Here is a 19605-nt window from a genome sequence, read left to right on the forward strand (position 1 = left end):
CCATGCAACTGTCGTAACTATTGTAGGCGAATCGTACCGATTGAAGGATCATTTCGTTCAAGAGGACAAGTGATTTTGTACATCCTTAAACAAGCAAAAGTGTACATGTTTATGTTGACATTTACAAAAATCACTAACCAACCAAGAAACATTTCTATAATAAAGCTTAATCATATGCTGTTGTCATTAGTTTCATACTGCTAAGGTTTTGGTCAAACCTTACTAATTCATCTAATCTTTATTCCAAGATACCAAACTATATTTTAAAGCAACAAGTGTGATGACCGTGACATTCTGAAGCATTTGCGCTTAGAGATTTTAATCCATGCGGAGTGCGACGGAGCAAATGAAGGCATCGCTAAGGAAAAGGGCAATTTCAATCCACACACTCCATACGGAGTGCGACAAGCTGCAGCTCTCGCTCTTGGTTGTTCTTCCGATTTCAATCCACGCACTCCATACGGAGTGCGACAGCGAAAATGTACTTCATTGATGCAATAATAACATCAATAACATACATTTTCCTCCTAATCATACTAAAAAAGCATAGAAATGCAATTGACTATGCTTATATTGATCTTTTTAAATAGTTATTCGACAAATTTCGAGGTGCGAAGGAACCAGTGAATTCATGTGAGCTACCCATTCGCACCCCCGCTCCCCCTATCAAATCCCCATCTTCAGCAGCCAAGCGGAAAGCTTTTCCTCCCGCACCTTAACATCATCGCTATCAACATGATATTTCCCTAAATACTGCTCGCCTACGATTTCTCCATCCTCCATCAACAGGACGCGCTCGGTTTTGGCAGCGACTTTGACGTCGTGGGTGACCAGCAGTATGGTGGTTCCAGATTCGTTGATGCTGCCAAGCAGCTCCATGATGTCAGCCGTCGCTTTGGAGTTCAGCGCTCCCGTCGGCTCGTCTCCGAGAATGATCTTCGGCTGGTTCATGAGCGCCCGACAAATGCTGACCCGTTGGAGCTGTCCGCCGGAGGCCTGGGTGATATCGCGATCTGCAAGCGCAGCGATACCCGTTTTCTTCATCAGCTCCTCCGCTCGCAGGCGGATGGAGTCACGGCTCTCTTTGGCGGCAAAATATTCGGAGAGAATGATATTATCGAGCATGCTGAGATTTTTGAGCAGATGGATCTGCTGAAAAATAAATCCCATTTTGTTCTGGCGAAGCTGATCCAATGCCTTCTCTGAAAGGGAGGAAATATTTTGCCCATCGAACAGGACTTCTCCAGAAGTCATTCGATCCATGCCGCTGATGGTATAGAGCAAGGTCGACTTTCCCGAGCCCGATGCCCCCATGACCGCAACGAACTCACCCTCGTGTATTTGTAAATTAATATTTTTCAGCACGGCCTGTTCCTGCCCTTTGCTGATTGAATACGTTTTGTTCAGGTCCGTAATCTCCAATATGTGGTTCATGCATTATCCCCTCATTCGGTTATCATTCTCGTCATGCTGTATTTTTTCATCGATAGCGTACCTACCAGCGTTGTAAGGGTCACAACTAATCCCAGAGCTAATGGATACAAGAAATAGGATACCCATGGGTTCGTCACAAATTGGATATTGGAGGCCCCCATCGAAGACATCAGCATACCTACCAGACTTTGTCCAAACGTATGGGCCATAAGCGTACCCACGAGAATACCGCCTGCAAGCACAGCCAATATTCGTATCACATACTGCTTTCGAATATGTGCGACGGCAATGCCCAGGCTTCTCATAATGGCGATGCCGGAATAGTCTTTTGCGGTTAGCAGCTTTAAGAAGAGCGAAGTAATCAAAATAGAGATAAACACAGCAATAATAACGGCAAGGACAGTAACCATCTTGATCTGCTTAATTGTCGAGCCGAGTGTCTGATGCATATAATCTTCGAGATGCGTCACTTTCACCCCTGGAAAAAGACCCGTATATTCGGTTATTTTGGCCCCTATATCGCCGCCATGTCTAATGTCCGCATTGAGGGTATACCAGAGTACATCCTCCGGTTGATAGGGAAGCAGCGCTTTGGCTGTTTTACCGCCATTGGTCACGTCCTGATAAATACCGCTAACGGTCATCTCATGGTGCTTACCGTTAATGACTAGGACCAACGAGTCTCCCACTTTTTTCGCCAAAGCGTCAGCGTTTAGAGTGGAGAGAGCCATATCGTTTTGGTTGATAGGAGCGTTCCCGCTGCTGTACTTCAAAGGGAAAATCGAGAAATCCCCCGTTTCCACTTGGATGCTCTCTAGTGCCCCTTCACTTCCTATGACGCTGTATTTACTCGTCACGAGCGGAGCGAATTTCACTATTTCGGTATCTTGAGCAAGGTACTGCTGCACTTCATCGAATCTCTCCTGCATATAATCGGAATGCTGCAAATCCATTCGCATATCGCTTTGTCCGACACCCATGTACGAAACGAAGCTCGGCGACTGCATCGTATGGAGGAAATTGACCGGAACAATGATGATGAAGAAACAAATGACAAAAATAAAAAACAATAAAAGATACATTTTAAACCGTCCGACGACATCCTTCAATGCCAGGAATACGTTAACACTAGGAACCCTGCTCTTATATAGCGGCATCCGCTTCGTATTCAGCTTAAGCTCGCCCATCGCACCGGCGCGCAGCGCTTCAACGGCTGAAATTTTATGAAATCGCCTCAGCACAAGGGTGCAGCAGAGCAGAACGAATGCAAACACCAGTCCAGCCACCAAAATAGGAATCAAGCTTTGCAGAATGCTTTGCGGAGCAATCCCGATATATAACGCCATATTGGATAGGAATAGCGGACGTATACAAAGGGATACCACATATCCAAAAATACTAGCGGCTCCCGCCAGAACGATATATTTGGTTAGATAGACGTTGCGAATATGCTGTTGACGGATGCCGAAGGCTTTCATGACGCCAATCTCTTTATAATCCTCTTCCAGCGTGGTCAGTATGGTGAATCTCAGACACAGTACTGCAATAAGAACTAATAAGCTGCTAACCAGGAAGATGATGACAGCGACCACCCCGTCCGTTAATGCATGAAGCATCTGGAACAAGGAATAATCAATAGCAGGGCCTTTTGCCGGTAATCCTGCTGACTGGTAAGCTGTCTTGAATTCATTGAGCTTGTTTAGATCCTTAAGCTGAAATGCAATCATATACTCGATTTCTCCGGTCATGCTCTTCAACGCTTCATGATCCGCTGCGCTTACGACGAATCGCTTGGAGCTGATAATCGAAGGATTCATTTGAACATCCCGCACAAACTCTGTAATGGTAAACGTCATGTCCGATGATCCAGCCGAAACTCGAATCGTATCGCCCAGGTTCAAGTGATGCTGCTGCCTATAATAAATAGGAACCGCAATCTCCCCGTGCAAAACCTCAATTCGCTTATTATCTAATGAAAGTAAATAGTCGAAGCTCTTGTTCTGCACGACAAAGCCGTTATCCATAACGCTGCTCGTATCAGCTGCTGGATTGTCGCCAAAGTAGATATTCGCGTTGTCAATCACCAGCATTTCAGATATTTGCTCGCTCTTGACCAGAGAGTTCTCTGCCGCAAAACTATGAATGGCATCTCTGTCCACTGTTCCGGCGTGCATTTGAACGTAGTGCGGCGCGCTGGATACGGCAAACAAATGGTTGATGGAGCGAAATAGCTGCGTCATCATCGTTGTCCCGCTGGAAGCAAGCAGCACAGACAGCATAATGAACACGAACAGGATAATCGCAATCGCCTTATTTCGTTTAAAATCTTTTTTTAATATTTTCGCTAGCATGTTATTCCCTCCTTTCCTTACTTCGTTTCCAGCGACCGAATCGACTTCAGCCTTGTCATAACAAGGGCTAATGCCATGACCAAAATGCCAGAAACTACAAATAACAAGGCAATGCCGCGCCCTTGGCCGCTGCCGATCCATTTTCCAACCGTGGAAGCTAGCCCCCCACCTTCAACCATCAGAGGATTAAATACATAGTCGGATAAAAGGCCTGCCGATGCATACGCAGCAATATAGCCGAATTGGGATACCACTCCGATCATTCCCCAAGCCCTGCCTTGTGCTTCGTTTGGTATGTTTGTTCGAATCAATACATCTGCGCTTGTATTAACGAAAGGCAAGGTCGCAAAAAACAGAAAGCCTGCGGCTGCGATTACATAAATATTCGTTGATACTCCAATAAGCGAGAAGAAAATGCCAGCTGTAAAAAGTCCGGCCGACAGCACGCGCGCATACTGTTGATTAATGCTGAAGACGCCAATAAATAAGCTGCCAAGCAGCAGTCCTGTCGCACTGACTGATTGGACGATTCCTAATGTCTTGGCATTAGATAGAGGAAGTACCATGGGCGTAAATAAGGTTTGCAAAATGCCCATATAAAAGGTGACTACGGTCAGCAGCAGCGTAAGCGCGAAGACTCCTTTTCTAGAAACAAGAACTTGCCAGCCCTCTTTCAAATCCTTTGCTAAGCTGAACTGCTTCTTGCTGACAGATTTAGTAATCAAGCTTCGGCGAACGGCGGAAATCGTAATAATCGTGATAAATACCGTGCATATATCGATAATCAGAAGTGCCTCGATATCCACCACAGCAAGCAGCATGCCCGCGAGGATCGGGGAAAATAAATACTTAGAGGAGCCGGCAAGCTGCACCAGTCCGCTCGCTTTCGCAAACTGTTCTTCGGGCAGCAAATCGGTAATCGTCGCTTTATAAGCCGGATCGGTCAACGATGCGAATATAGAGCTGATCGTCACTCCCACACAGAGCTGCCAAAGCTGTGCCTCGCCTGAGAACATGACGATGACAATATAAATGAGCCCAAGCGCCGAACCCCCATCACCTAGCAGCATCATGAGCCGTCGATCGAATCGGTCCGCCAATACCCCGCCAACAGGGCTTAACAGGATCATCGGCAAAAAGGTGCACAGCGTTACCAGTGACACCGCCGTGGCGGAATGGGTCGTCTGGAAGACGTAAACCCCTAAGCCAAACGCGGTTAAGCCGCTGCCGATACTAGAGACAAGTTCTCCGATCCATAGAATGATAAATTTTCGAAAAGCATTATTCGCCATTTGGCTTACCTTCTACCGGGTCCGCTTGCTCAAAGAGTCTTACCACGTACGCGAAGCTGCCTTTCTCTGCTCCAAGCAGCGTCTCCATGGCATGAATGAAGCCTACTATTTTTTGCGGCAGCTCCTGCGGCTGCCAGTTGAATATGCCCTCGTCAAAAAGGGTCACAGCAGACACAAGCAATAGCTCTATCGCTTCCTTGGGGTACGGTGTGGCAAACAGATTTTCTTGTATTCCTTGCTCCGTAACCTCCTGCAAAATAGGAGTCAGCTTCCGCACCGTTTCTGATAAGCTTTTTTGATGCATTTGGGCGTTGTTGACATCATGCATCGCTTCAATTAGTTGGCTTTTTGTGCTGTTGGAAGGCGGCTTTTGCGCGAGCATGATGTATAGGAACTTCTCGTGGACGGTAAGGCTCGTGTTTGCGGCGATTGCTTTGGCTGCCAGCACCCCACTATCCACAATCCTGACGACGATCGCATCCATCACTTCTTCTTTTGATTTGAAGTAATAATAGAAGGTTCCTTTGGCGATACCGATCTCTTTCAAAATATCGTTAATCGTTGTCTTGTCGTATCCCTTGCTATGGAATAAAGCTTCCGCCGTATCCATTATTTCATTTTTTCGTTCTTCCGGCTCTTTGAGCGTTCTCATCAGGATTCCTCCGTTCACTAGACCGACCGTCGGTCTATAAAAGGAATTATAGTATATGAACCTTATTTTGTAAATAGCGGGGCTGCATCAGGCTTATTTTCTCTATTTTTTCATGTAAAATAAGGACCGCTGGGCTACCCACCCAGCGGTCCTTATACGTTTTAGCCGCGCAGCCTTGAAAGGAGCATCAATCTCTGCTCTGTTAGTTCACCCGCATTATAATTCGCATATTCGAACGGTTCTGCGAATCTAACTTTCCCAGCCTCTTCAATTCCGTAATTCCGCTCAAGCGCCGGAAGCATTTCGTTCGATACCTGGAAGAACGTCGACCACCCTTCCAATATAAACTGCCGCTTCCCTTCCCAATCATGCGGCACCGGTTTGGACATCCCTTGCTCAAACGGGGCAAACTCATAAAACTGAGTAGCATGGGAGTGACATGCAAGCAGCTTCTTCTCCAGCACTTGGCCGATATCGATGACAAGATCCGCTTTATACGATGCACGCATAGAGTAATCCGGCATCAGCAGAAACAGCGGCGAATCATCCAAACAAGGCGTATCAGGAACGATATTCGGCACTTTGGCTACGAATGCGGAAGCATCGGCGACGACCCGCCCCGCATATCGATTATCCGTATGCGTACCCCCTTCCGGATGAAAGGCAATGACGATATCCGCCTTCCAGGTACGAATACGCTGAATGACTGCTTCCCTTAGTTCCAACGTTGGAAGCAGCGCTCCGTCATGGTTGTCAAGGATTTCATATTCCGCAACGCCTAAGTGCTTAGCCGCTTCCAACGCTTCGGAAGCTCTTCGCTTGGCAAGCGCTTCGCCTGACATCTCATAGTGCCCAGCATCCCCGTTGGTCAAGGAGAGATATTTCACCTGATGGCCTCTTCCGGCCAACAATGCCGTCGTGCCCCCAGCGTAAATTTCGGGCTCATCCGGATGAGCAGCGATGACTATGACTCGAAGGACGTCCTTCACACGATCACCTCTTCCGTCAAACTCTCAATAAACACGCGAACCCGCTCTACTGTCGAACCCGAGTTGTAGAAAGCGAGCTCGAACGGCTCAGCGTATTGAAAGCGGCCCGCCTCCAACTCCCCGTACAATGCCACGAGCGATGGTGTCATCTCTTTCGAAACGTGCAGAAAATCCGATAGGTCGCGCAGCAGCCACTCCCGTCTATCCTCCCAGACTGCCGGTACCTCATCAAGCTTTCCGTTCGTCCAAGGCTGATATTCGAAAAACTGCGACTCATGTGCGCCGCAGCCAAGCAGCTTATTCTCTAGCGCTTCGTCGATTCCGACGACAATATCCGCGCTGTATTTCTTCTTCATAGAATAGTCCGGCATAAGCAAATAAAGCGGCGATTTGCGTAAGTCTCTCGTATCCGGAACGACATTCGGAACAAAGGCTACGAACGCCGCGGCATCACTTACCGCTTTGCCTGCGTATCGGTTGTCCGCATGGGTACCGCCTTCCGGATGGAATGTAATGACGACATCGGCCTCCCACTCCCTAATCCGTTTAATAATGGCATTGCGCAGCTCAAGCGTCGGCAGCAGTGATCCATCCCGGTTGCCGAGAATCTCGTAATCAGCAATGCCTAAGGCAGCTTGCGCTTTCGCAGCCTCCTCCGCTCTTCGAAGCACAAGCTCCTCTCCCGATAATCGAAAATGCCCTCCGTCTCCGTTAGTAAGCGACAGAAACTTCACCTGATGGCCGCGCCTGGCAAGCAGAGCTGACGTGCCTCCGGCATACTTCTCGCCCTCGTCTGGATGCGCGAATATAACAATTACATTTAACGATTCACTCATTCATGATAGCTCCCTTCAGATTCGAGCGGTAATCGCTCGGCGTAACGCCTACTTCTTTTTTGAACACGGTGAAAAATGTGCTTCTTGATTGGAACCCTGACTGTGCAGCAATCTCGGCAATCGTCTTGTCCGTTTGGACGAGCAAATACTTGACGAGCTGAATGCGCTCATTCAGGATATATCCCGCAACCGTAATCCCTGTCCGCTCTTTGAATAGCGTGCGGGCATAATTGACGGATAGTGATACGTGATTAGCCATTTCATCGATTGTTAACATGGGATTGTGAATGTTAAGCCTCAAATATTGAAGCATTTCCTCCACTCGCTCGTCTCTTTTGTCACCCAAGCGGCGCTCATACAAGCTGCCTATAATAACCTCGGTATCTTCCTTCAGCTTATCCATTGCTTCATCCAGCGTGTTAAATCGATCCAGCTCCGAGCGAATGCCGTTCATACTGGAGGAATTCATTACTTTGCCGAATGCCTTGTACAAGTGATAGATCAGGAATGTTAGTTGCAGCTTACATTCGTCATAAGACATTTGGCGCAGCCTGTTCGCCGCTTCGTCCAACAGGCGCTTCGCCTTATCGGTCTGTCCTAACCGAATGGAGTCAATGAGTTCTGGTGGAATTGTATTGTCGGGTAATGGTATCGAGCTTTTGGCTTCGTTTTCGTAATCTGATTCTTGATAAATACGGCTCTTCCCATCGATAAAGCTAAGCGTTGCAAGCTGAAAAACCTTGTCGTAGACAGCTTTCATGTCGCAGTCCGGCTTCTGGAGCTCACTTAATCCAACGGTCAGATTTAGCTTCAGCCACTTGTGCACACGGTCATTAATTTCTTCGAAGCAGTGCGGCAGCTCCTTCTTATCTCCTTCGGCACTGACTCCGATAATAAAGACGAGATGGTTGCCTCCAAAATCAATGCTTTCTACCTTCCAAGCCTTGTGTCCAACGGTCTCGCAGGCGATATTGACGATCGTGCCCTTAAGCGTTTTGCGAGAGGAGAAATCATATTTCTCGGATAACGCCATATAGGAATCGATTCTGCATACAGCGACAACGATGCTGGTGTAATCCAAAATCGTACTGGCTTCTTGAAGCCGCTTGCGGGCCGGGCCTTCCAGCTTGCCTTCATTGACCCACTCGCGCAAGTCGTCTTCCTTCTGCCTAAGCCGTCCATCCTGAACCGACTGGCTCAACTGCTCAATCCTCTCCGAAAGAATCCCGAAGCCTTGCTGAATCTGATGAACCTCGTTCTTCGGCAGCAGCCTTCTTCTCCAGCCGCTTTCCGTGGCCATTTCGACCATGCTGGATATTTGCCTTGCCAACTGGCTGACGGGACGATGATAGCTTCTCGCATTCCAAAACAAGATCACAATTAACGATAGCAATAACCCGAGAAACGAATACAAAATTTTGTGCTTAAAAGATTCCACTTTGCGGAACCAGTCGTCCATTCTTGCCGAGTAATAGATCGTCCAATCCTCAACGCCTGCCAGATCATAGGAAACGATCCACTGGCTGTCTTGGACGCTTGTTCGGAATGTTTCTTTGCGCTGTGTCTTGTCCTGCTCACTCAACTGATGGAGCAGGCCCTCGTCAGATTGGCCAATAATGGGCTCACCATTGCCATCTGCCACATGAATGAATACGCCGCTATCCTTGTTCAGCTGCAGCATAGACTTCTGAATGGCATCGCTGTTCAACCGAATAACCAGAAAGCTCTTCGAACGGTCTTTCTCAAGTCCGAACGGCAGCAGGATGGCAAGACCTTTTTGGCCTTGGAACAGCAGCTTTGTCATACGGAAATAATTCGGAGAGTCTCCTTGCACGAGCTCTTCCATGCCATCAATCAGCATTTCATAAGCCGGAAGCATCCCCGTATCGTAATCAAATACGCGTCCTAGGTTGGCGTTGTACACAACAACGGATTCGATGAAAGGCTCATTAACGAGTCTTTTCTTCAATAATTGCACCATGCCGTTAAGCGCGAACGGATCTTCTTCCCGCAATTGTACCCATGTCCTGATTTCCGGCTCTTCGTATAGGCTCAGCGTTACCCGCTTCAGGCGGTCGAACGTAAAGACAAGATTTTCTTTCGTTTGTTCCAGCTTATAACGGTCATTTCGTTCAAGCTCCTGCGAAGCATACTTGGAATACTGGTTCGATAAATAGAAGGAGAAGGGAATAACGGTCATGCTGAACAAAATAACCAATACCAGAAAGACGTGCAGATAAGCCTCAGCTTGGATGTATTTACGCATGTAATCCTCCCCTCTCCCTCTGTTTCTCTATGACGCTACTTGTTCAGGAAATCGTCGATTTGTTTTTGCCCTTCTTCCTGAATTTTTTTGATTGCGGGACCGGCCTTCTCGGAAAACTCCTTCCAATACGTATCCAGATCAACCGCACCGTTGTATATCGGCAGCAAATACTGGTTTTCCAGCGCGTAAAATTGGGACAGCTCGTTCTGAACCGCGCTTGTATTAAAGTTAAAGCCTGTCAGTACATCGACCGTAAAGTTGTCCGCGTTCATGATAAACCGATTTAGCTCGATAGCGGAGGGCTCTTGGCTTGCATCAAGGCGGTCGAATTTCGGATTCCAAATCCAATCGTACGGGAACCATGGGTATTTGTCCGGGGTCAACATCCTATACTGCCGATCCCCTGTGTCTTCCCAGTTCACGCCCTTGATTCCATACGCTAGCAGATCATAATTTTCTTGAGAGGCGTTTGCCCAGTCGAGAAATTGAATTGCTTCTTTTTTGTTTTTGCTCGATTTCGGAACGGTCATGAAATTCCACTGCTTGAATGTCGACGAATTTTTACCCGGCGTCGGCTCGAAAAGTGTATACGATTCAAGATCCGAACCCGGCAAGTTAGAGAGCAGCTTCTTGGCCAGGTCGGCTTTTAAGCCAAAATCCGTCGCTAAGTAAACTGCCGTAGGATGAGTCGTCACCCAGTTATCGGGGTCCTTGATCGCCATCACGTCTGGATTAATGATTTTGTCCTGATAAAGCTTGCGTGCGTTCTCAATCGCGCTCCAAATCACCGGGCTAGGATCGTCCAACATATTGCGGATAATCGGCGAATTCGGAGCCCTATAGAGGATAAAATCAGTCAACATCGGCGTCATCATAACATCGGTTCCTTGCGCTAATCGGAAATGCACCTCCGACATTGGAATTTGCGTTTGGGGCGTCATTGGTGTGATGTCAGGGAACTGCTGCTGAACCTTTCTAGCAAACGAGATAATATCATCATAGGATTGCATAGGCGGCAAATCGAGCTTTTCTCTTAAGTCCTTGCGGATATAATAGGTCGTTGGTTTGTAAAAGGAATTTCCGAGCGGAATGGCGAGCACTTGGCCGTTAATTTTGTTTGCGTCCCACATTTGCTGCGGGCGCGCCGCCACTATATTTTTGCCGTATTCGTCAAGCAATTCCTCTAGCGGCTCATAATAACCTGCTGATGCCATGCTGTCTAAATGCATCCAGGGGGCTTCGAACATCAAGTCAACCGGCTCACCGCTCGTAAGCATGATCTGCGTTTTCTGATGAATGTCCGACCAGGAGGAGAAGATGACGTCGAGCTTTACATTGAGCGTACCTTTAATTCTATTCTCGATTTCCGCGATAACCTTATCCATATCGGCAGGACGATCGCCTGGCATAACAATCTTCAGCGTCACGGGATCTGTAGAAGCCTTCTGTCCATTATTTCCGTTTCCAAGCTCTTCCCCGGCATTGCGAGAGCAAGCGGTAATGAGCAAAGCGATTATGAGAAGCGCAGCGCTTAGTTTGGGCCATTTTGTCATTTCGTTAACCTCCACTGGGTTTATCCCATCATTTATTAACCTTTCACCGAACCAATCGTTAATCCCTTTACGAAGTACCTCTGAATGTAGGGGTACAGAAATACGATCGGACCGATCGTCAAGCAAACCGTCGCGAGCCGTACGCCTTGATTCGGCAATCCCCCTCCATAAGAACCAGGACTGCCTTGAATGTATGACAAGATATTGAGATTGGAAATGAGCTGCCTAATCATAAGCTGAAGCGGCTGCAATTTGTAATTGTCGACAAACAGCAAGGCTAGCCACCAGTCATTCCAATAAAAAATCGCATAAAACAAACTGATCGTCGCGATTGCCGGCACCGAAATCGGCCACATAATGCGGAAGAAAATCCGATAATCACCTGCTCCATCCATGACAGCCGATTCGTAAATTTCGAAGGGAAGCGTACGGAAGAATGAAACTAAGATGAACGTGTAAAATGGATTAATAAGCGATGGCAGGATCATCGACCATATGCTGTCCTTGAGCCCCAACCACATCGAGATCACAATATAGAAGCCGACAAGCCCCGTACCGAACAAAATCGTAAAATAAGTAAAAAACGCGAGCTGGTTTTTGTACCTGATTTTTGGATGGGCCAGCACGTATGCAAACATTGCGGTAATGAGTACAGCGAGCACAGTACCTACGATCGTCACGAATAACGTCACACCGTAGCTATAATAAATTTGATTGCCTGTTAGCAAGTACCGGTACGCATCGAGTGACCATTTGCTCGGCAGGAGACTAAAGCCATGCAGACCGAGTTCACTTTCGGATGCGAACGAATTCACAATAACGAGCCAAAATGGAATAAAAGAAAATAACGCGAATGACGTAACGATCACATACACAGCGGTAATGATTAATTTGTCGGAAGTGCCTATTTGTTTGATGGCGTTTAGCATGGCGATTAACCCTCCTTCCTTTCTAGAAGATGCTCGATTCCTTGTCGATCTTCCTAACGATAAGGTTGAATACACAAATCGTAACCAACCCCAGCACCGATTGATAAAGTCCAATGGACGAAGACATGCCGAAATTACCCAGCTGGCGCAAAGCACGGTATGCATACGTATCGATGACGTCCGTCGTCTCGTATAGAACGCCATTGTCTCCGACGAGTCCGAAAATCATGCCGAAATCACCGTAAAAGATACGTCCAATCGCTAGCAATGTAAGCACGATAATCGTCGGGCGAAGAAGCGGCATTGTAATGTGCCTAATCCGCTGCAGCCTCGTTGCTCCGTCTATTTGGGCGCTCTCATAATACTCCGGCGAAATGCTTGTAATGGCCGCCAAATAGATAACAGCCTGGTAGCCTGCCGTCTTCCATACGCTAATGATCGTTAATATGGCCGGCCAATAGTGAGGCATGCTGTACCAGGATACAGCATCCAAGCCTAACTCCTTCAACGAACGGTTGATTAAGCCATCCGAGGTGTTAAGCAGAGAGAACAGCATCATGCTTACGACCATCCAAGATACGAAGAACGGAAGAAACGCCATTGACTGCGCGACTCTTTTGAATACAGCCTGCCTAATCTCATTTAGAAAAATAGCTAATATTACCGAGATGACAAGACCGAACGCAATAAACAATGCATTAAGAAACAATGTGTTGAACGTAACGCGCAGCCAGTCGCTTCCGCCGAAAAAAAACTTGAAATTATCAAGTCCAGTCCAAGGGCTCCCCCAAATTCCGTCAAAGTAATTGTAATTTTTGAACGCGATCACATGACCGAACATCGGTAAATAGAAGAAAATAATAAGCACCAACAAGCCCGGGACCGCCAACGAATACAAAACCCGATTGCGCATAATTTCTCGAAAAACCATTTTGGTTTCACCCCCTTCACAACGTTATGATAACGTCATGTTGGGGTCACAATATAGTCTCCGATTCAATGATTCAGTTCAAATTTCATGGATTTCGGGGTATTTCACACGTTTTATGTCACTATTAATAACATAAAACTAACACCAAAACTCATTTACTGCAATTTAAACATCAGGAGGTACCTTTTTCGTGACCATTGAAGAAAACTCATGATTAAGAAAAGGGGAAATCTAACAAGGCATTAGAGGTGAAACTGTACGCTAACGAGGAATATTTATTAGTTTCTCTAAAAGAAAAAGGCGCATAAGAGCTCTGCTCCCTGCGCCTTAAATCCGATTTCCACTACATAGAAATGGTTATAAACTAATCACTTGAAGATGAGGATGAACCATCATCTGAGCTGGATGAGTCATAAGATCTACTGTCGTTGCTGGAGGATGAACCATCATCATCAGAGGAGGAATCCCTAGTATTTTGCCGCCAGGAATTTTCATTGTAGCTGATTTGATCCACTTCTTCTTGGTAGTCTTGATCATTGTTGATAATTGAAGTAGAGCCGCTATCTGGATTTGCCGCGAATCGCCCTGGAACAATATGTCCTCTGCCATTACATTTGCTGCAGGTTTTGCTTCTGAAGAAGCCGCTGACTTTGCCCGTACCGCTACATTTCTTGCATGTTTTCACGAAGACACACCCTCTACGATTCTCTTGTCTCTCTTACCATTAATTTCTATATGGTATCACAGAGGGCAGCTTTCGAATAGCTACTTTTTCACCTGAATAGGCAATTGAACAATCACTGTGGTTCCTTGGCCCAACTGGCTTTCCATCGCAATGCTCCCTTGATGGAGGGTCACGATTTTTTTGGCAATCGCAAGCCCTAGACCATTCCCGCTAATATTGCGGTTTCGCGATGAATCGGTTTTATAAAACCGTTCAAATACATATTCTAGTTGCTCCGGTGCTATACCAATGCCCGAATCGGCGATGGAAAGAAATAGGTCGTCCTCCGTTTGGGTCATGCGTATGGTGATATGCCCGTTGTCCGGGGTGAATTTGATGCTGTTGCCAAGCAGATTCATCCAAACCTGATTCAGCTGGTCTTGATCTGCTGTTATTTTGACCGCATCCGCCATTTCTAGGTCAATCCGGATCTTTTTGGCTGACCATTGCGGTTCGCAGGTCACTACGATCTGCCTGATTTGCTCGTCTAGGCTGTATGTGATCGGCTCAAAGGGATGATGCTCCGAGTCCAGCGAAGCCAGCTTGAGCAAATTATCGCTGAGTCTGGATAGTCGGCCGCTCTCTGCAATAATTATATCCAAATAATAATGGCGATCATTTTCCGCAACTAGGCTGTTATTTTTCATGGCCATAGCAAATCCGGAAATGGACGTTAGCGGGGTCTGAATCTCATGGGAAACATTCGAGACGAAGTCCTGCCTCATCTGCTCCAGCTGTTTAAGCTCGCTGGCCATTTCATTGAAGCTTTGCGTCAGAACCCCCATCTCATCAGCGCGTTTCGTTTTGATTTCCACATCGAAATCGCCCTTCGCAATCCGCTTGTTCGCCACCGTCAAGGTTTGGATCGGCTTCACTAAATAACGGGCGGCGATGAGTATGCATAGGCTTCCGATCAGCAGCCCGAGTATTAATATAAGCAGCATCATCCGATTAATAATATTTTCATTCTCCGCGGAAAACTGCATAAACATCGCATGCGGCTCCCCTTCGAACCGGAAAGGCATGCCGACAAACGTCTGCTCGGCTTCACCGGGACTCCGATAAATTTGTCCCCGCAGCACCTGCTGCACCGCTTCTGGCGCTATAGCGAGGTCATTCCTATTGTCGATTCCGTAAAAAGTCACGTTCCCGGAGGCGTCAAACAGATGAATCGGATAGGCCGATAGCTTTACCATACGCTTGATGAATGCGTCCCCGTCGCTAGGGACTGCTTGCTCATAGAGGCTGCTGATCTCCTCGCCTACTGTGATCATGTCATTTTGCCCGATATGGTTAATGTCTTTCTTGAAGAAAGAATAGCCAATGAAAAAGGACGATAACAAACTGAAAATAATGACAGCCAAAAAGGTGAAAATGATGCGGGCATACAAGGTTTTGATCATGTGATCACTAACCGATAACCCAGACTGCGGGCCGTCTCAATCTGAAAATGCTGTCCATCATCGGCGAACCTCTCCCGCAGCCGCTTAATGTGAACGTCAACCGTTCGGTCATCGCCTTCGTAATTTTTGCCCCAAATATGCGTAATCAGCTGCTCCCTAGTAAAAATTTGTCCTGGATGGTTCGCCAGCTTAAACAGCAGCTCAAACTCTTTTAATGGAAGATTAAGCGTCTCGACTCCTCGAATCACCTGATAGTTGCGGCGATTCAGCGTAATGCCGCCTAGTTGTACGGACTGGGAAGAGACGATCATGTAACGCTTCAGCAGCGCCTTTACTCTCATGACCAGTTCTATGGGATCGAATGGCTTCGTTACATAATCATCCGTGCCTAGCTGGAACCCCTTTACCTTCTGAGCAGATTCCGCCTTGGCCGTCACCATCAGGAGGGGGATATTCGAATCGATGCTTCTGATCTCCCTGCATAGGTCCCAGCCATTCAAATGAGGCATCATAATGTCAAGAATCACCATATCAATTTGAGCATTTTCCACAATGTCCAGCGCTTCCGCCCCGTCCTTGGCCTCCACGATTTCAAAGCCTTCATTCCTTAAAAATAAAGATATCAGCTCGCGGATATGCGCATCATCGTCTGCAATTAAGATTTTAGCCATGAGCCTCCCCCTCCTCTCTACTCGCAATCATATTCCTCCCATAGGGGAGGACTCTTGCTTCAACCAAATTGCCATCCGAGCAGATTCCAGTGATAGAAAAACAAGCTTAGCATAACGGCTGCCAGCGCTACGAGCGAGTAATGCACCCGCTTCAGCACGGTCCAATATTTATATTTCCATGTGATTACACTTACAACGATACTTGCTACGGTTAAAATGACAAAAATAATAGGCAAGAATAAATAGACCACTAACGAAGGCGTAATTTGGCTAAGCCGCTGCAGCAAATCCATGCCCATAACGACGAGCAGCGCCCCGGCAATGGCTACTAACGCCCAAGCAGCAGTTAAAGCAGACAAGCGGACAGCCCACTTTTGTGCCAGTGGCATATCCTTGATTTCTTGTCTTCGGTAAACAAATCCAAGCAAAGCAGTAAGGAACAAGAAGGCCGAGATGCCGAGCACAGGAAACCAGAACTTTGTTTGATTGAAAAGCGTTGAGCGCTCAAGCGGCATGGATGACAAAATATCAAGGAACATATACGTCACTTTTCCCGAATCATCCGTACGAAAAGCTAACTTTCCTGTCCCCCCAACCTCTTGAAACAGATTTGGTTCAATCGGAACAAAAACCTCCTGCTCCGCCCCGCTGCCAATCACAAGCTTGTTATCTTCAACCCCGATGCTGAGTTGAGCCATAAAGCTGAAGAACTTATCAATATCGCTATGATTGCGGCGCGTGAACTGATAGCTGCCGGCATATTTCTGAACCGACTTCTCAAGCTCAGGGGATATCGCCGAGGGCGATTCCACTTCACCTGCCGGCAAATACCGATCAAAGAAAGACTTCAGCAGTCCAGCGGCCGCTGTCCCGCCGTCACCGCCGCTGAAAGATACAAAAACGCCGATTTGTTTATCAGGCATAAGATATAATTCCGTGCTGAATAGCGTATCTGCGCCTCCGTGGGAAAGCACTCGCAGCCCGTTCTTTCTAAGGTCTTCAAAGCCAAGGGCCATCGCTGGCAAACGCTCGTCGAATCGGAACGCGGATGAATGCATCAAGTTGACGGTTTCGGGCTTGAGCAGCTGCGTTTCTCCATATCGCCCCTCCTGAAGATGGGCAATCATGAAATGCGCCATGTCCACCGCAGAGACGGAACCGGAGCCCGCAGGGCGGAATCCGCCTTCGAACGTAGGGGGTTTGGCTGTGAATTTGCCTCCCTCCTTGGCATAGCCAAGTACTTCATAAGGCTTCAAGGCTGCCGGAATCGGCTCATGCACCGTCGCGTATTTCATACCGAGCGGTTCGAAAATATTTTGCTGAATATAGTCATCATACGAAATACCGCTTACTTCCTCAACGATAAGTCCAGCCAATGTAGCTCCATAGTTGGAATAAGACATCAACTCGCCCGGAGGCATAACGCGAGCCAGCATATGCTTGTTCAACGTTTCCGAGATTGATCCGGGAAGCTTCTTGGGGTCTGTCGTAATTTGATATCCGACGCCGCCCTCCTCAAACCCAGCAGTATGAGTCATCAGATGACGCATCGTAATTGGCTCTTTATAAGTTTTCGGTATTTTTACCGATTTCAAGTAGGTGTTAATGTCAGTGTCGAGATCTATTTTGCCCTGCTCGACTAGCTGCATGACAGCTGTCCACGTGAACAGCTTCGTGGTCGAGGCGATCCGAAACAGGCTCGTATCAGGATCGATAGGTGTTCCTGTTTCGTAATTAGATTGACCATAGCCTTTAGCAAGCAGCAGCTCTCCATCCTTCACGATCGAGACGACCGCGCCTGGAATTTTATAGCTGTCCATCTGCACCTTCATAATCCCGTCAATGAACGCCGTTAGCCGTGTTGTGTCGTTCAAATCGGGAGTCTCAGATGATGATAAAGCCGATGCCGACACGGGAGCCAAAATGCTGAGCATGCTGGAACCCATTAATACAACCAATAGCGCTGCTACAATCATTTTGTATGATATTTTGTGTATATACAATGACATAATTACCCTCCAACGTTCCAAATAGTTTAGATCTATCTCACTCGCGAGTTAATGGAGATCATATCATAAACGTGTGAACGGAGAGTGAACCATGGCTGGTTTATCGAAAAGAGGGGTTGGATGGAATTCTTTAGGATCGCGGTTGTAGCTAGATTCATTGAGTGACTTATACATTTAATGGTAATATTCCGGCTACAAAGGCGAACACTGCGTTTCTCCTGAACGATCTTTTCGCTTTACTTCAACTTTATTTCATTAGTTCAACTTAAATAAATGAGATGGTGAGAGGTCATATGTCAACACGATGCGAGGATAGACGAAGGAAATGCTCAAAAAAAGAAGAAGACGATGAACATGCAGCAGCTGCTTACATTTTCACCGTCCATATGTACCATCAATATCGATTTTTCGAGAAAGCGATAGCCACTTCGATACTACTTTTTTGCTAAAAAATCGTTAAGCCCCAGCTCACTTAAATAACGGTTGTTCAAGACCAAGCTCTTTACCTTCCCCAGGGTGCTTGGCCCTTTAGGCGTTCCTCCGCTTCTATTCAGTAAGATCCATCGGAGACACGCCAATGCTTCGAAAGCCTCCAACTCATCCCGATCCATTTCATTCTCCAGCAGATAAGCATTGCGGAAAGCCTCGGCATTCCGCTCTGACACGTATATTTTGATCAGAGCAAGCGACCATGCAAAATCATACCTTGGATCACCTAATTGCCCGTTTGTCCAATCGATAACCGTGTATCGTCCATTGTCCTCTAGTAAATTAGCCATATGAAAATCGCCATGAATGATATGTTCCTGTGTGATTGGTGTCTTTTCGACAAGTGTATCTAACGCTTGAGCTAGATCCGGATGCTCTCTTACCCCTGGGAAAAAATAACCGATAAAATCATACTTGGGAAGTTGTATCTGCTCAAGCTCTTCCACACGAATCTGATGCATGCTTGATAATATTTTTGCAATATCGGCCATTTTCTTACCATTTAATTTAAGCACAGGACCGCCATCAAAGGTGGTTAACAGCACCTTGTCTCCGTTTGGATCGATCCCCCAGGCCACTGGCCTTGAGACGGACAGTCCTCTTTCAAATAAGGCATTCAATAAATGATATTGAAACTGGATATCCGGCTTCGAGCTTTTGCTCCACGTTTTCAGCACAAAACTCTCTTCGTCCGAGCTAATCCTCATCACTTCAGCCTCAAAACCATGATTCATTGCATGTGTGGTTAAGGCATCTTCTTGCTTTATTAATTCATTTAGCTTTTCATTTTTTTCAAGCCAATCTATCGCACTTATAAGGGTTCCCATGCTCGCTCTTCCCTTCGAATGGTTGTTTTAGTATAAAGGACTCTACTTACCATTCGACATCAAGAGACATCCACCTTCCCAATTTTATGAAATAATGGAACTAAACCACGTAGAGTGCGACAACTGAAATTGCTATCATTCCTTGCAAAACAAGACCAGTACAGCATTTTCCCCTTCTCACCTTACACGCAGCAAGCAACACAATCAGGACCACCCTGTTCGGGTAGTCCTGTCTGCATGCGAATGCTT

15 protein-coding genes are annotated in these 19605 nt (G+C 46.9%); all 15 read right to left on the reverse strand.

The window, feature by feature from the left end; translation table 11 throughout:
- Window positions 1-666 precede the first annotated feature (666 nt).
- Window positions 667-1434, reverse strand: coding sequence for an ABC transporter ATP-binding protein (locus E0496_RS27805; RefSeq protein WP_141505120.1), 768 nt, complete (start codon window positions 1432-1434; stop codon window positions 667-669).
- An 11-nt stretch (window positions 1435-1445) separates the two neighbouring features.
- Entirely contained in the window at window positions 1446-3785 is a 2340-nt protein-coding gene (locus tag E0496_RS27810) for an ABC transporter permease (protein ID WP_141505121.1), read from the reverse strand.
- Between the two features lie 17 nt (window positions 3786-3802).
- A complete protein-coding gene (locus E0496_RS27815) occupies window positions 3803-5077 on the reverse strand; it encodes an MFS transporter (RefSeq protein WP_141505122.1) in 1275 nt (424 codons plus the stop codon).
- Window positions 5067-5729 (reverse strand): TetR/AcrR family transcriptional regulator, encoded by a 663-nt coding sequence (locus tag E0496_RS27820; protein ID WP_141505123.1) that lies wholly within the window; start codon window positions 5727-5729, stop codon window positions 5067-5069. Before E0496_RS27820 ends, E0496_RS27815 begins: the two co-directional genes overlap by 11 nt.
- Window positions 5730-5890: 161 nt before the next feature.
- Window positions 5891-6718 carry a PIG-L deacetylase family protein gene (locus E0496_RS27825; RefSeq protein WP_141505124.1) on the reverse strand — a complete coding sequence of 276 codons (828 nt, stop codon included), beginning with the start codon at window positions 6716-6718 and terminating at the stop codon, window positions 5891-5893.
- On the reverse strand, window positions 6715-7554 hold the full coding sequence (locus tag E0496_RS27830) for a PIG-L deacetylase family protein (protein ID WP_141505125.1): 840 nt from the start codon (window positions 7552-7554) through the stop codon (window positions 6715-6717). Before E0496_RS27830 ends, E0496_RS27825 begins: the two co-directional genes overlap by 4 nt.
- Entirely contained in the window at window positions 7547-9820 is a 2274-nt protein-coding gene (locus tag E0496_RS27835; RefSeq protein ID WP_141505126.1) for an AraC family transcriptional regulator, read from the reverse strand. The genes E0496_RS27830 and E0496_RS27835 overlap by 8 nt, the downstream gene beginning before the upstream one ends.
- A 35-nt stretch (window positions 9821-9855) precedes the next feature.
- Window positions 9856-11373 (reverse strand): extracellular solute-binding protein, encoded by a 1518-nt coding sequence (locus E0496_RS27840; RefSeq protein WP_141505127.1) that lies wholly within the window; start codon window positions 11371-11373, stop codon window positions 9856-9858.
- Between the two features lie 35 nt (window positions 11374-11408).
- Window positions 11409-12302 (reverse strand): carbohydrate ABC transporter permease, encoded by an 894-nt coding sequence (locus tag E0496_RS27845; RefSeq protein WP_141505128.1) that lies wholly within the window; start codon window positions 12300-12302, stop codon window positions 11409-11411.
- Window positions 12303-12324: 22 nt separating this feature from the next.
- Entirely contained in the window at window positions 12325-13233 is a 909-nt protein-coding gene (locus tag E0496_RS27850; protein WP_139991802.1) for an ABC transporter permease, read from the reverse strand.
- A gap of 364 nt (window positions 13234-13597) precedes the next feature.
- Entirely contained in the window at window positions 13598-13918 is a 321-nt protein-coding gene (locus E0496_RS27855) for a hypothetical protein (protein WP_141505129.1), read from the reverse strand.
- An 80-nt stretch (window positions 13919-13998) separates the two neighbouring features.
- A complete protein-coding gene (locus E0496_RS27860) occupies window positions 13999-15360 on the reverse strand; it encodes a sensor histidine kinase (RefSeq protein ID WP_141505130.1) in 1362 nt (453 codons plus the stop codon).
- Window positions 15357-16031 (reverse strand): response regulator transcription factor, encoded by a 675-nt coding sequence (locus E0496_RS27865; protein ID WP_141505131.1) that lies wholly within the window; start codon window positions 16029-16031, stop codon window positions 15357-15359. The genes E0496_RS27860 and E0496_RS27865 overlap by 4 nt, the downstream gene beginning before the upstream one ends.
- Before the next feature lie 59 nt (window positions 16032-16090).
- On the reverse strand, window positions 16091-18040 hold the full coding sequence (locus E0496_RS27870; protein WP_141505132.1) for a serine hydrolase: 1950 nt from the start codon (window positions 18038-18040) through the stop codon (window positions 16091-16093).
- A gap of 434 nt (window positions 18041-18474) precedes the next feature.
- Window positions 18475-19263 (reverse strand): aminoglycoside phosphotransferase family protein, encoded by a 789-nt coding sequence (locus tag E0496_RS27875; protein ID WP_241675017.1) that lies wholly within the window; start codon window positions 19261-19263, stop codon window positions 18475-18477.
- Window positions 19264-19605: the final 342 nt, after the last annotated feature.

Source organism: Paenibacillus luteus (genome assembly GCF_006542765.1).
In the GTDB taxonomy this organism is placed as follows: domain Bacteria; phylum Bacillota; class Bacilli; order Paenibacillales; family Paenibacillaceae; genus Pristimantibacillus; species Pristimantibacillus luteus.